Raw genomic sequence first — 13,567 nt, forward strand, 5'->3', positions numbered from 1 at the left:
GACGTCGACTCAGAAGTCGAGGGTCAGGCGGACGCAGGCCTTTTCGAGACGGGTCTTCAGCATCGCGAGCTTGGTGGTGAATTCCGTCAGCTCTTTCTCGTCGAACTCCTGGAAGACGAATTCCTTGATTGTCTTGTACTGCTCGTTGAGGCTCGCCAGGTGCTTCTGCGTCTTCTCGGTCAGGGACAGCCGCACCACCCGTGCGTCGGTCGGCGAGGGACGACGGCGCAACAGGCCCTTCTTCTCGAGCAGCTTGGACTGGGTGGTGACGAACGACGGGTCGACGTGGAGCAGTTTCGAGACGACGTTGACCGGAATGCCGTCGTCCTTGTCGAGGTCGGAGATCGCCATCAGGATCAGCCATTGCGGGCCGCTGATGCCGAGCGTTCTCGCCCAGAACTGACGCAGCTCCTCCAGGTACATGTTGATCGACGATATCTCCCAGGTGAAGCGCCTGATGATATCCAGATTGCCGATGGAGCGGAGGCGCGCCCCTTCTTTCCTCGTCGCTGACACAGCGTCACTCCCGTGATCTGATTTGTATGCGGCCGGTGTCGTGCAAGCCATAGTCCACGCAAGCCTGCTCTGACGCAAGTGCAGAGCAGGGTAATTTCGTCACTAAAACTACAAAGATGATCAGCTCACGGAATCGCCTCGCAGCGGTGTTGCTCAGGGAGCACAGGTTTAGCGAAACCACAAAGCTTACCAAATAAGGTATTTTGATTAGTGAACGGCGCAGGCATATTGCTCCTTGACGGTGGGGGGTACTCGATCGTCCCGTTGCAGGTGGTTTGCTCACGGCCCTCGCGTGGAAAGAGGGTGTGTCCGAAAGCGCAAAGCGGCCGAGCGGATTTGAAAGACGGGGATCTGGGGGGCCTCACGGTCCGGTCTTCGTAACATGAGCAACTTGGAGGTTTTAATATGAAATTGGTGAAGAGCCTTTTGCTCGGCACTGCGGCGGGTCTGATCGCCGTCGGTGGAGCTCAGGCGGCTGATCTTCCGGTGAAGGCCAAGGCGGTCGAGTACGTGAAGGTCTGCTCGCTTTACGGCGCGGGTTTCTACTACATCCCGGGCAGCGACACCTGCATCAAGCTGGGCGGCTATCTGCGTGCCGAAGTGGCGCTCAATGCCGGCGGCAACTACAGCGCCCAGTACAACAACGTCTTCGCGGCCAACAACCGCCTGACCAACTATTACTCGATGCGCGCTCGTGAAGATCTCAACATCGACACCCGCACCGCGACCGAATACGGCGTTGTCCGCACCTATTTCGATGCGGTCTTCACCTGGACGACCGGCAACTATGTCGGCGCCGGATCGGGAACGGGTGCCACCCAGTACAGCGGCACGCTCGGGCTCAACGCCGCAGGCACGGGCCTGATCGGCTCGACCGGCGGCGCGGTGAACGGCACCGACGGCACGACCTCCGGCGGCGCGCTCGGCGTCTACTACGCCTTCATCCAGTTCGCCGGCTTCACCATGGGCAAGGCTGTGTCGCAGTTCGACGCGCCCTGGATCAACTATCCCGGCAACAACTTCGACCAGCTCGTCGGCGGCAGCGGCAGCACCAACGGTGTTGCCCAGTTCACCTACACCGCCGATCTCGGCCAGGGCGTGACGGCGATCGTCTCGGCCCAGGACCAGACGCAGGTGTTCCAGACCGCGCTCTGGAATACGGCCGGCATGTCCACCACCGGCGTCCTCGGCGGTGCTTACGGCTCCAACGATCTCGGCGGCACCCGCTCTCCCGATCTCGTCGGCACGCTCCGCGTCGACCAGGCCTGGGGCCTGTTCCAGGCCTCGGTCGCAGCGCACGACAACCATGTCGGCTATTACGGCGCGAGCGAAGCCACCGGTCACCCTGAAGACAAGTGGGGCTGGGCCGTCCAGCTGGCTCTGGGGATCAAGAACATCCCGACCGGTGCCGGCGACGTGATCAACATCTCGGGCGTCTACACCGAAGGTGCGAGCCGCTACAACTTCCAGGAGCTGGCAGCGACCAGCTACTCGATGTTCGGCGGTTCGGGCGGCGCGTATCAGAGCATCGGCTTCGCCGGCGTGTCTGACGCGGTGTTCGCACCCGGCAGCGGCCTCGAGCTGACCAAGACCTACGGCTTCCGTGGTGCCTACACCCACAACTGGAGCCCGTACTGGAACTCGGCGCTCTATGGTGCGTGGGCCGCCGTCAACTACAGCGGCACGGCCAAGGGCATGATCTGCGGCAGCGCCGCGTTCGCGACCCTGACCGGCACCTGCAACCCGGACTTCAACATCGGCCAGATCGGTGTCATCACCCGCTGGACCCCGGTCAAGAACCTGACCTTCTCGGCTGACTTCACCTACAGCCATCTTGACCAGAAGTACTCGGGCGTGATCACGACGCCGGCGCTCACCAGCGTTGCCAAGCCCGCGGCGACCTATGAGCTGAAGGACCAGGACACCTACAGCCTGCTGGTTCGCGCCCAGCGCAACTGGTAAGCCTTGATCTTCGGATATGACGCAGCCCCGGCGGGACACCGCCGGGGCTTTTTTATGAGATGAGCTTTTGTACGACAATGGCTTTCGGAAAATCCGGCGGCCTGTGCGGGCGACGAAGACGAGCCATGCGATTCGATCGGCCCCAAATTTATTTACTTACCTGAGTTACTAAGCTATATAACTCGCAGCCGATGACGAAAGTTGCGGCTCTGACTTGATGCTAAACCTCCAGAAACCTCCGGCAATGCCCTGCCGGAGGTTTTTCGTTTGAGGACACGGCTCTAGAATACGGTTCTAAGCGCGCATGACGCGCGCGCGGGAATTCGGCCGGTAGGCGAGGCGGCTGTGGCCGGCGCAATAGGACTGGCCGTCGGGTGCGGAGTTGCCGCAGAAGCAGAAATCGTCCGCGCCGGGCGTCGAGATCGGCCAGCGGCAGCGGTTCTCGGCAAGCTCCAGCAGCGAGCAGCGGTTGGCGTCGTCGATAGGGCCAGTGACTACGGGCGCGCTAGGCTCGCCATAGATCGTGGCGAGCATCTCGTATTGCAGCCGCGGCACGGTCCGCGATGTGCGCGAAGGCGCCAAGCCCCGGTCCTGAACTTTGCGATCGTCGATGGTCCGGCCGCGCGTCAGATTGAGGCGAGACAGCTTGCCGATCACGGCATTGCGGCTGACGCCGATGTCGGCGGCGATCTCGCGGCAGGAGAGCCCGGCCTCGAAATGCTGCTTCAAAAGTTCGATTCTTTCGTCGGTCCAGGTCGGGAAGAGAACAGGCATTGGTGCGGTCCCAGGTTGCAGATGGCGGCCATCCGCCTCTCGAGATCCGTCCGCCTCACGTTCGGCGCGCGCTCACGTCCTGCCATTGTCGCGAATCGACAAAAGCCCGTCCTTGATGGCGAGACGGATGCCTTCCTCGATCAGGGTACGTGCGACGCCGGGAACGCTGGTGCCGTGGGTGCCCTGTCTCACCAGCTTCTCCAGATAGGTGATGGTCGAGAGCGCCAAGGTTACGGGAATGCGGTCAGTCTCGGCTTTTTCGGTGGCCATGGACGAAACGCTAGCCTCTTACTTGGGTACATAAAAGTAACGATTAAGACTCTATTTAGGTTTGGAGGCGGAAGTCAAATGCAGGCCGCGGCGCTTGGTCAGCTCGTTGGAATCGCGAGGGAAATCAGGCATGGTAGGACACGCCGCGTGGCAGGCAGGCGGCGGTGTGGCCTCGACAGGTGAGGCGTGGGCAGGTCGGCTCAGCCGTGCACGATCGTCTTTTCGATCATGCAATGGATGCCCTTTGAGCCGTTGACGGTCTGGGTGACCCGCAGGTCGGCCGCCAGGCTGCACAGCGTATAGGCGTCCTCGCGCGACAAATTGCGCCTCTCGCCGAGCAGCACGATCATGTCGCGCAGCGCCCGCACCACGCACTGGTCGAGGTCGGGGTCCATCGCCATGGTCATGTAATGCGTCGCCGTCTCGCCGCGGGGATATTCGAGCCTGAGGTCCTTGCGCAGTGTCAGGCGAAAGCGGCCCTGGAGCGCGGTCTCGATCGCGGTGACGCAGACCTCGCCGTCGCCCTGCACGCCATGGCCGTCGCCGCAGGAGAACAGCGCGCCCGGGACGAACACCGGCAGATACAGCGTCGCACCGGCGCCAAGCTCCTTGTTGTCGAGATTGCCGCCCATGGCGCGCGGGACCAGCGAGGAGATGCGGCCCCAGGCGGGAGGGGGCGAAACGCCCATCACGCCGAAGAACGGCTTGAGCGGCAGGTCGAGCCCCCACGGCATGCGGGCGACCATCCGCGACCGGTCGAGCGGGATGTTCAGGATGCGCGTCTCGTGGAAATCGTCGGGCAGGGTGCCGGACAGCGGCTTGATCATGTTCCAGCCCCAGTCCTGCCGGAGTTGGACGTCGAGGATCTCGACCGCGAGCACGTCGCCGGGTTCGGCGCCCTCGACCGCGATCGGGCCGGTGAGGATATGGCCCGGCAGCATGCGCTCGTTCCTGGCATGAACCTCGTGCATCTCGGGCGGAATGTGAAACTTGCTGCGGTCGGGCAGCATGTCCGGACCGCCGCTGATGGTATCGACCGTGACCTCGTCACCGCTCGCGATGGTGAGGACGGGCTTGAGCGCGGCCTCGAAGAAGCCCCAATGACAGGTCTCGGGGCTGGAATGCAGGTGGTGATGGGTCATGGGGTGTCCGTCCGTTTCACAGGCCCGGGCTTGACCAGGCAATCGATCCTCTTCCAAGAAGCTTTCTGAAGATCGACGGGCGGGTCAAGCCCGCGCGCAACAGGCACGATCATTCCAGCGAGGCTCCCCTGCTTTTTGTCCTGTCCAAGACCCTCGGCGCCGCGGTGCTGCCGATCAACTTCATGATCGAGCTCGGGATCGTCTCGGTCGTCCTGATGGCGACGCGCTTTGCCGCATTCGGCCGCAAGCTCGCCGCGGCCACGCTTATCATGCTGGCGCTCGCCGCGTTTTCGCCGATCGGCAACCTTTTGCTCTATCCGCTGGAGTCGCGTTTTCCACCGTGGGATCCGTCGCGCGGTGCGCCCGACGGCATCATCGTGCTCGGCGGCTCGGTCGATACCGATCTTTCGGCGGCGCACCGCACGCCCGTCGTCGCGCACGCGGCCGATCGCTTGTTTGCGCCGGCCGAGCTCGCGCGCCGCTATCCGAACACGCGCGTTGTTTTCACCGGGGGCACCGCGAACCTGGTTTCGACGGACTCTCGGGAGGCCGACTACTCCGCGCCGATCCTGGAGAATCTGGGCATCGCCAAGCAGCGCCTGATCCTCGAGCGGGACTCTCGCAACACCTACGAGAATGCCATCTTTACAAAACAATTGGTGGCGCCCAAGCCAGGCGAACGCTGGCTCCTGGTCACCTCGGCCTTTCACATGCCGCGTTCGATGGGGATCTTTCGCAAGGCGGGATTTGACGTGGAAGCCTATCCCGTGGACTGGCGAATGGGCGGGCGTGACGATCTCTTCTCTTTCACCAATGTCGGCACGGACGGGCTCGGCCGAACCGAGGTCGCCGTGCGCGAATGGATCGGACTCGTCGCCTACCGCCTGATGGGCCGGACTGGCGAGTTGCTCCCGGGACCGGCGAAGGACTAGAACCGTTCAAGAAACAATAACAGCGCCGGCGCGCGACTGCCGGCCGGGAGGACGCCATGCAACAGCAGAGTGCAGACCGCATCGATCTTGCCGGCCTCGTCGCCGATCTCAACAGCCTGTTGCGGCTGAAGACTACGGTGATCGGCATGAAGCTGTTCGCGCGGACCGCGGACATGGAGGCAATCCCCAAAATCCGGCGGCCGAACGCGGTCCACACCACCGACCAGATCGTCAGCATGGCGGCGCGTCTGGGCTGGACGGTCGGCATCACAGCCGACGATCTCGTCGGCGCGCAATGCCGCGCGGTGATCGGCCTTGCACCGCAGGACGAGAAATGGCTCGCCGGCGAAAACTATGTCGGGGTCTGGCACGGCACGGCGGAGGACGCACGCAAGCGCCAGGAGGCGCTGGACGTGGTTCCGTTCGGACAATATCAGGCGCTCGCGGTCAGTCCGCTGGCGAGCGGCCGGCTCGATCCGCCGGACATCTGTCTCGTCTATGCGACCCCGGGGCAGATGATCATCCTGATCAACGGGCTGCAATATACCGGCTACAAGAAGTTCGAATGGGGCGTGGTCGGCGAGACCGCTTGCGCCGATTCGTGGGGCAGGGCGCTCAAGACGGGCGAGCCCAGCCTGTCCTTGCCATGCTATGCCGAACGGCGCTATGGCGGCGTGCCGGACGAGGAGATGCTGATGGCCCTTAAGCCGGAACATCTCGCCAAGGCAGTTGTGGGCATGAAGGCGCTGGCGAAGAACGGCCTGCGTTATCCGATCCCGCCCTATGGGATTCAAAGCGACGTCCGTGCCGGCATGGGCGTGAGCTACGCGAAGAAGTAAAGCAAAGGCCGACCATGAGCTCTGCGAAATTCGACATCGTCGTCTATGGCGCGACCGGTTTTACCGGCGAGCTCGTCGCCGAATACCTGACCCAGCATTACAAGAGCGACCATTCGCTCAAATGGGCGATGGCAGGCCGCAGCCTCGGCAAGCTGAAATCGGTGCGCGATGCGATCGGCGCACCCGGGAATACGGAGCTTATTGTCGCGGATGCGTCGGACCCGGCCTCGCTGAAGGCGATGGCGGAACGGACGATGTCGGTGATCACCACCGTCGGCCCGTATCAGCTCTATGGCGAGGAACTGCTCGCCGCCTGCGTCGCCACGGGCACGGATTATTTCGATCTCTGCGGCGAGCCGATCTGGATGCGCCAGATGATCGACAAGTACGAGGCGGCTGCGAAAGAGAGCGGCGCACGGATCGTGTTTTCCTGCGGCTACGATTCCGTGCCGTTCGAGCTCGGTACGTTCTTCGTGCAGGAAGAGGCCAAACGTGCCTTCGGCGCGCCGGCCCCGCGCGTGAAGGGCCGCGTGCGCGACATGCGCGGCACGCTTTCGGGCGGCACCGCCGCGAGCGCGAAGGCGACCTTCGATGCCGTGGCCAAGGATCTCAGCCTTGTCGCCATTCTCAACGATCATTTTGCGCTGACGCCCGGCTTCAGCGGCCCGAAGCAGCCGAAAGGCAACAGGGCCGCCTTCGAGGAGGACCTGCAATCCTGGGCGGCGCCGTTCATGATGGCGCTGATCAACACCCGCAACGTTCACCGCTCCAACATGCTGATGGGATTTCCCTACGGCCAGGACTTCGTCTATGACGAGATGGTCCTGACCGGTCCCGGCGAGAAGGGCGAGGCAAACGCCAAGCTCGTGATGGCTGCCAATGCGGGCAAGACCGGCCCCGACGCACCGAAGCCGGGCGAGGGGCCGTCGAAGGAAGAGCGCGAGAACGGTCTGTTCGATCTGCTCTATATCGCGATCGCACCCGATGGCCGCATGGTTCGCGCCGGCGTCACCGGCGATCGCGATCCCGGCTACGGCTCGACCTCGAAGATGATCTCCGAATGCGCGATCTGCATGCTGCGCGACACGACCGACGTCGCAGCCGGCTTCTGGACGCCGGGCGCAGCGATGCAGCACAAGCTGATCAAGCGGCTGCAGGAGAATGCTGGGCTGACGTTCGCTGTGGAGGAGTAGCTGTCACCTTCCCTTCTCCCAGGCGGCGAAACCGACCTTTCATCCTCAAGCCGTCTCGCGTGTTGAGCACGAGCAAGGTGATGTTCACAGCTCCTGCGGCAAGCTCGACAGCCTGCACCGCATAGAAGACTGCATCAAACTCGGCGGCGCTCGCCTTATGTGCGAGGAACAGTGCGGCGGGGACGAGGACCAGGACGCCATTGCCGGCGATCAGCGGCATTCGCTTGATCTTGGCGCCGACCAGGCCGGCTCGCCGACCCCGTGCCAGCGTAAGGCCCGTGCCCCCCGCCGCCGCCAGCGCCGGGACCAGCAAAAGAAAGCCCCATGGTATGGCCGTCTTGATGGCGGTGATGACGGCTTGGGATGCGAAAAGCTCACTGAGCGCAGTCGACAGCCAAAATGTCGAGATGGTCAGAAGCGCGATTGCGCCAGCGATGGGATGAATCACCTTGATCATCACTAGGTTTCCTTGACCGAGAACGGCTAGCTTGTTCAATATGACATGATGGTGTCGATATTTATGATACAAAGAACCATATTGACATGATGATGTCAATAAACATCATGGTGAGAATATGCGCGCTCCGAAGCGATCTCCGGCCGGTGATGCCTTGACTGACCTCATTCTCGATCTGTTCAGGGTCAACAACCTGACCGTGACGTGGGGCGACCGGCTGGTCGCTCCGCTCGGCCTGACCAGCGCCCGCTGGCAAATTCTGGGGGCAATCGTGGCCGCGGACCGCGCCCAGCCGGTCGCCTGGCTCGCCCGCGACCTCGGAGCGAACCGGCAGAACGTTCAGCGCATCGTCAATGACCTGGCCCAGGAAGGGCTCGTTACGTTCGAGCCCAATCCACATCACCGTCGCGCCCACCTCGTGGTGCTGACGGACAAGGGGCGGAAGACTTACGACGCTGCCATCCGCCTGTACGACCCCAGAATCAACGCACTCGTGCAAGGTCTGCCGATGGAAGAGCTCAGGACCGCCGGTCGCCTCATGAAGGCACTGCGCAAGAAGCTTGAAGACGAAGAGAGTGCGACAGAGGCTTGATCAATCGTCGTGCCGACATCGGCTATGTGGTGACGCTCTGCGACTGGTCCTTCTCGCGCCGCCTGTGCCGAGTTCGTTTCGACCTGATGCGCTTACACCGCCCGCGCGTCGTAGGCGTACATGAAATCCATGCCCTTTGCGCCGAGCGGCAGCAGCCATTTCATCATCTGATTTCGCATCCAGGCGCCGGTGGCGCTGAACTCGCGCTTGCTGTTGCCGTTGCGTCGCGCCATGGCGACGATCTTCTCGGTGCGCGGACGGCGCTCGGCCTCGAATTCCCTGAAGGTGGCGCCGAGCTCCTGACCCTCCTGCATCAACCGGGCAAGGCGCATCGCATCCTCCAGCGCGAGCGAAGCGCCCTGGCCGGCGTGGGGGCTGGTTGCATGGGCGGCATCGCCGATCAGCAGCGAGCGCTTGCGCGACCAGGTCGGCAGGGTGGCGACGTCGAGCGTGTCCGTGACCACGATGTTCTCGGCTGCCTCGATGATGCCAGGGATTGGATCGTGCCAGCCGCGGTGGAAGCCGCGCAGGTGCTGCTTCAGCGTCGCGTGGTCGAGCGCGCGGAACATCGCCGCGTCCATGCCGTGCGCCGGCTGCGTGCTCCACCACATCACGCCGTCGGTCGGATCGGGGCTGCAATAGCCGTAGCCGAAGAAGCCGCTCTGCCCGAACGTAGTCTCGACGTGCCGGCCGATCGGCCGGCCGTCGAGGACGGCGTGCGGCACGAAGCCGCCGAAGCCGATCAGTCCGGTATCGAACGGCTGCGGCCCGTCCGGCACCACCTGGCGGCGCGTCACCGAGTGCACGCCGTCGGCGCCGATCAGGAAGTCGCCTTCGGCCGTGGTGCCGTCGGCGAAGTAGGCGATGATCGGCTGGTCGCCGCGATCCTCGATCTTGATCAGGCGCTTCTCGAAATGGAGTGAAACGCATGCGCACCAGGCTTTGTCGATCAGCATCTCGTTCAGCGTGGCGCGGCAGACATTGACCGCGGGTTGGCCGAAGCGCCGCGCGAGGTCGCGGTTGATCGAGCCGAGCCTCTCTCCGGCTTGCGAATAGAAATCGAACGATTCCGCGATCGAGCCGCGGCTGATCAGCTCGTTCGAAAGGCCGATCTCGTCCATGATCTGCATGCCGTTCGGCGCGATCTGAAGGCCGCCGCCGATGCCTTTCGAATAGGGCCAGGCCTCGTAGATCGCGGACTCGATGCCGGCGCGGCGCAGCAGGATCGCCGCCACGGGCCCGGCGATGCCGGCGCCGATGATCAGGGCCTTGCGGGGACGATAGGACATGGCTTGCTCCCGACGTTTCCGTGGTGCTATGAGAATTACGGTCGCTAAATCTCTTAGTAACTAAGATATATGTCCACTAAGATACGAGGTCTGCCTTGTCAAGGACGAAGGCGCGCGCCGCGCTGCTGCAGGAGCTCGAGGAGGCGATGCGCAGGTCGTCAGCGCAGGGCGTGCTCTATGGGCAGACCGTTGCGAACGTGGCCGGAATTGCCAATTCCGATCTCGAATGCATGGACATCCTGTATCTCGAAGGCCGCGTCACTGCCGGCCGTCTCGCCGAAGTGACGGGGCTCACGACCGGCGCCATCACCGGCGTGGTCGACCGCCTCGAAAAGGCGGGGCTGGTGCGCCGAGAACGGGACGATGCCGATCGTCGCAAGGTTTTCATTACCGTCGTGCCGGAGGCGATACAAAGGCTCGGCCAGTTCTACGTGCCGATGCAGCAGGCGATGGAGAAGGTTTTTGGCGGCTATTCCGACCAGGAATTGCGCCTGCTGCTGCGTTTCGCCAATGAGGGCTACCAGGGCGTGCTCGCGGCGACCGCAGCGCTGAAGGGCCTGCTCGACACGCCGCCGGAGAAACGCCCCGACCTCAAGCTGAAGAAGCTTCGTCGCCAGCCTTGATCTTGTAGATCTGTGCGGCCGCGATCATGCCCCACATCGCGCCCAGCATCATCCAGAAATGCCGCCAGTGGTCGGTGTCGATCACAAAACTTTCGCCGACGGTGCCGACGAAGGCGGAGAACACCGCGAGATAAGCGCGCTGCCAGGGCACGGGCACGAAGATGTGCCTGACACCCATGATGACGGTGGTGAAGACCAGCGCGGGATAGCAGATGCCGGACAACCAGCCGCCCGACATGAAGGCGTTGAGATAGGAATTGTGGGTGTCCTCGGGAAAGAAGCGGTGGAATTGCAGAGGGCCGATGCCGAACGGCAGGTCGAGTGCCATCTCCGCTCCCAGGATGTGCCGTCCGAACCGGCCGAAGCGGCCCTCGTCATAGCTCTGGTCGAAGCTCGCGCGCTGCTTGAACATCTCGGCGGTGGAATCGAACGACATCAACACCGCGATCAGCGCGAGGCCCAGCACCGCGGCCAGGATCGCCATGACGATGATGCGCGAGCGCTGCGCGTTGGTGCGGCTGGTCAGCACCATCAGCGCCAGCATGAAGGCGGATGTCAGCACCAGCCCGCCCCAGGCGGCCCGGGAGAACGCGAGCAGGATCGCCAGCGACATGATGCCGAAGGCGATGACGTTGCGGGACGCCTTGCCGAACTTGTCGGAAACCACGCTCTGCAGCGAGAACAGCGCCGGCAGGATCAGGAAGGCGCCGAGCACGTTCGGGTCCTTGAAGGTGCCGCGCGCGCGTCCGTACAGTGTGAGGAGGTCGTCGCCGCCGGGAATCAGGTGGAAGTAGCCGGCGACCGCCAGGAGCGAGGCGATCATCGCGCCGACCACGAGCCCGCGGCGCAGCATGTCGAGCCGGGCCGCGGTGTCCTCCGACGTGACCATGGCGAAGAACACGACCGTCACCGCCATGTACCAGGATGTCGCAATCCAGCTCACCACCTCGGACTGCTCGAACAGGGGGATCGCACTGATGGTGTAGCCGATATTGAGCAGGACCAGCATCAGCACCAGTGGCATCAAAGCAAGCCGCAGACGCAGGCCCGTAGCGAAGAAGGTGACGGTGGCCAGCAGCGTCGCGATCTCGTAGGGGCTCGGCTCGATGAAGACGATCGCGCCGGAGGCGCCGACCAGCCATACCAGCGCGCGCTGGAGGGCCAGCACGCCGGGCGCAGCGCGAACCGCTGCATTCATCTCCCCGGCTGTTGCCGCATACGCCATCACACGCTCACGCTACCGGTACGCCACAAATACAACTTCCGCCGTCATGCCCCGCGAAGGCGGGGCATCCAGTACTCCGAGCCGTTCGTGGCATTTTCCGCTGCCGGTGATTACTGGATCGCCCGGTCGAGCCGGGCGATGACAGCGTGGCTCGGGCACGACAAACTCAATACGCGTTCTCGTTCTTGGTCAGCAGCGAGATCGGCGTCTTCAGCAGAATGACGAGATCGAACAGCACCGACCAGTTCTCGATGTAATAGAGGTCGAACTCGACGCGCTTCTGGATCTTCTCTTCATTGTCGATCTCGCCGCGCCAGCCGTTGATCTGGGCCCACCCAGTGATGCCGGGCTTGACCCGGTGGCGGGCGAAATAGCCGTCGACGGCTTCGTCGAACAGGCGGCTCTGCAGCTTGCCCTGCACCGCATGTGGGCGCGGGCCGACCAAAGAGAGATCGCCGGAGAAGACCACGTTGAAGAGCTGCGGCAGCTCGTCGAGGCTGGTCTTGCGGATGAAGCGGCCGACGCGGGTGACGCGCGAGTCGTTCTTGGTCACGACCTTCGAGGCCGTCGGATCGGCTTGATGATGGTACATCGAGCGGAACTTGTAGACGTCGATGCGCTCGTTGTTGAAGCCGAAGCGCTTTTGGCGGAACAGCACGGGGCCGGGGCTGTCGAGCTTCACGGCCAACGCCACCAATCCCATCACCGGCAAGGCCACGAGCAGCGCGAGGGTGCCGACAACGCGGTCGAACAGCCATTTCATCACCAGGTCCCAGTCGGTGATCGGCGCCTCGAACACGTCCAGCGTCGGCACCTCGCCGATATAGGAATAGGAGCGGGGGCGGAAGCGCAGCTTGTTGGTGTGTGCGGAGAGGCGGATGTCCACTGGCAGCACCCAGAGTTTCTTCAGCATCTCCAGGATGCGCGTCTCGGCGGAGATCGGCAGAGCGAACAGCACGAGATCGACGCGGGTGCGGCGGGCGAACTCGACGATGTCGTCGACCTTGCCGAGCTTGCGCGCGCCGGCACAGGTGTCGAGCGCGCGGCTGTCGTTGCGGTCGTCGAATACGCCGAGCACGTGGATGTCGGAATCCTCCTGCTCCTTCAGCGCCTCGACCAATTGTTCGCCGTTGCGGTCGGAGCCGACGATGATGGTGCGGCGGTCGAGCCGGCCCTCGCGCCCCCAGGCGCGCACCAGCGAGCGCAGCACCAGACGCTCGCAGAGGAGCGCGGCGAGCCCGAGGACGTAAAAGGCGGCAAGCCATAGCCGCGATATTTCGCTGCCGAACTTGGCGAAGAAGGAGATGCCGATGAACAGCAGGAAGACGAACGACCAGGACGAGATCATCCGCGTCATCTGCCGGAGCTGACCGCGGAACAGCTGCACCTGATAGATGTCGGCGGCCTGGAAGCAGACCACGGCGGAAACCGCGACGGCGATGACCTGCGCGGGATAGATCCAGCTGAAGGAGCCGGCGTGCGGCATAACATAGCCGAGATAGAGCACGATGCCGACGAGGCTCAGCAGCGCGAAATCGGCGAGCCGTACGAAGCCGGCGATCACGATCGGTGAATAGGCGCGGGCGACCTTCTGGTTGACGACGTCGAGCGCGGCGGGCGAGAGCCGCTGGCGGCGCTCCACAAAGGGCCGGTCAGCCGGCTTCGCCGCGGCGCTGGTCGCGGCATCGAGCATCGAGCGTGCGTTGAGCGGTTCCACGGGCGTCCACGTCCATTCCAAAAACCCGCGGACCGC

Annotated in this window: 14 protein-coding genes; 6 read left to right on the plus strand and 8 right to left on the minus strand. The window is 63.7% G+C overall.

Annotation, left to right across the window (positions count from 1 at the left end):
- Positions 1-9: 9 nt before the first annotated feature.
- On the minus strand, positions 10-516 hold the full coding sequence (locus AC0L21_RS07465) for a MarR family winged helix-turn-helix transcriptional regulator (protein WP_007603453.1): 507 nt from the start codon (positions 514-516) through the stop codon (positions 10-12).
- 405 nt (positions 517-921) lie between these two features.
- Between AC0L21_RS07465 and AC0L21_RS07470 the strand changes: the two genes are divergently transcribed.
- Positions 922-2,478, plus strand: a complete 1,557-nt coding sequence (locus AC0L21_RS07470) for a porin (RefSeq protein WP_473259761.1) — start codon at positions 922-924, stop codon at positions 2,476-2,478.
- A gap of 294 nt (positions 2,479-2,772) precedes the next feature.
- On the opposite strand, the gene AC0L21_RS07475 is transcribed toward AC0L21_RS07470, so the two are convergent.
- The 3 genes from AC0L21_RS07475 to AC0L21_RS07485 form a co-directional block, all read right to left on the minus strand.
- Positions 2,773-3,252 carry a GcrA family cell cycle regulator gene (locus AC0L21_RS07475; protein ID WP_473259763.1) on the minus strand — a complete coding sequence of 160 codons (480 nt, stop codon included), beginning with the start codon at positions 3,250-3,252 and terminating at the stop codon, positions 2,773-2,775.
- A 72-nt stretch (positions 3,253-3,324) separates the two neighbouring features.
- Complete coding sequence (locus tag AC0L21_RS07480; RefSeq protein ID WP_007603456.1) at positions 3,325-3,522, minus strand: hypothetical protein; 198 nt, start codon at positions 3,520-3,522, stop codon at positions 3,325-3,327.
- Between the two features lie 200 nt (positions 3,523-3,722).
- Complete coding sequence (locus AC0L21_RS07485; protein ID WP_473259765.1) at positions 3,723-4,664, minus strand: acetamidase/formamidase family protein; 942 nt, start codon at positions 4,662-4,664, stop codon at positions 3,723-3,725.
- Between the two features lie 164 nt (positions 4,665-4,828).
- Here AC0L21_RS07485 and AC0L21_RS07490 point away from each other — a divergent pair, with 164 nt between their 5' ends.
- From AC0L21_RS07490 to AC0L21_RS07500, 3 genes are read left to right on the plus strand one after another with little or no spacing between them, the layout of a single operon-like run.
- Positions 4,829-5,596 (plus strand): YdcF family protein, encoded by a 768-nt coding sequence (locus AC0L21_RS07490; protein ID WP_473259768.1) that lies wholly within the window; start codon positions 4,829-4,831, stop codon positions 5,594-5,596.
- A gap of 56 nt (positions 5,597-5,652) precedes the next feature.
- The gene (locus AC0L21_RS07495; protein ID WP_473259770.1) at positions 5,653-6,435 is read left to right on the plus strand and encodes a DUF169 domain-containing protein; all 783 of its coding nucleotides are present in this window, start codon (positions 5,653-5,655) and stop codon (positions 6,433-6,435) included.
- Between the two features lie 14 nt (positions 6,436-6,449).
- Positions 6,450-7,628, plus strand: a complete 1,179-nt coding sequence (locus AC0L21_RS07500) for a saccharopine dehydrogenase family protein (protein WP_473259772.1) — start codon at positions 6,450-6,452, stop codon at positions 7,626-7,628.
- Here the strand turns inward: AC0L21_RS07500 and AC0L21_RS07505 are convergent.
- Complete coding sequence (locus AC0L21_RS07505; RefSeq protein ID WP_473259774.1) at positions 7,579-8,085, minus strand: hypothetical protein; 507 nt, start codon at positions 8,083-8,085, stop codon at positions 7,579-7,581. The two genes, AC0L21_RS07500 and AC0L21_RS07505, sit on opposite strands and share 50 nt — an antisense overlap.
- Positions 8,086-8,203: 118 nt before the next feature.
- Here AC0L21_RS07505 and AC0L21_RS07510 point away from each other — a divergent pair, with 118 nt between their 5' ends.
- Entirely contained in the window at positions 8,204-8,677 is a 474-nt protein-coding gene (locus tag AC0L21_RS07510; protein WP_473259776.1) for a MarR family winged helix-turn-helix transcriptional regulator, read from the plus strand.
- A gap of 92 nt (positions 8,678-8,769) precedes the next feature.
- On the opposite strand, the gene AC0L21_RS07515 is transcribed toward AC0L21_RS07510, so the two are convergent.
- Positions 8,770-9,966 carry an FAD-dependent oxidoreductase gene (locus AC0L21_RS07515; protein WP_473259778.1) on the minus strand — a complete coding sequence of 399 codons (1,197 nt, stop codon included), beginning with the start codon at positions 9,964-9,966 and terminating at the stop codon, positions 8,770-8,772.
- Positions 9,967-10,112: 146 nt separating this feature from the next.
- On the opposite strand from AC0L21_RS07515, the gene AC0L21_RS07520 reads away from it, so the two are divergent.
- Positions 10,113-10,589, plus strand: coding sequence for a MarR family transcriptional regulator (locus AC0L21_RS07520; RefSeq protein WP_473260106.1), 477 nt, complete (start codon positions 10,113-10,115; stop codon positions 10,587-10,589).
- Here AC0L21_RS07520 and AC0L21_RS07525 read toward each other — a convergent pair.
- Both AC0L21_RS07525 and AC0L21_RS07530 read right to left on the minus strand, forming a co-directional pair.
- The gene (locus tag AC0L21_RS07525; protein WP_473259780.1) at positions 10,558-11,814 is read right to left on the minus strand and encodes an O-antigen ligase family protein; all 1,257 of its coding nucleotides are present in this window, start codon (positions 11,812-11,814) and stop codon (positions 10,558-10,560) included. The genes AC0L21_RS07520 and AC0L21_RS07525 overlap by 32 nt on opposite strands.
- Positions 11,815-11,980: 166 nt before the next feature.
- On the minus strand, positions 11,981-13,531 hold the full coding sequence (locus tag AC0L21_RS07530; protein WP_473259782.1) for an undecaprenyl-phosphate glucose phosphotransferase: 1,551 nt from the start codon (positions 13,529-13,531) through the stop codon (positions 11,981-11,983).
- Positions 13,532-13,567 lie beyond the last annotated feature (36 nt).

The organism is Bradyrhizobium sp. WSM4873 (assembly GCF_055811355.1).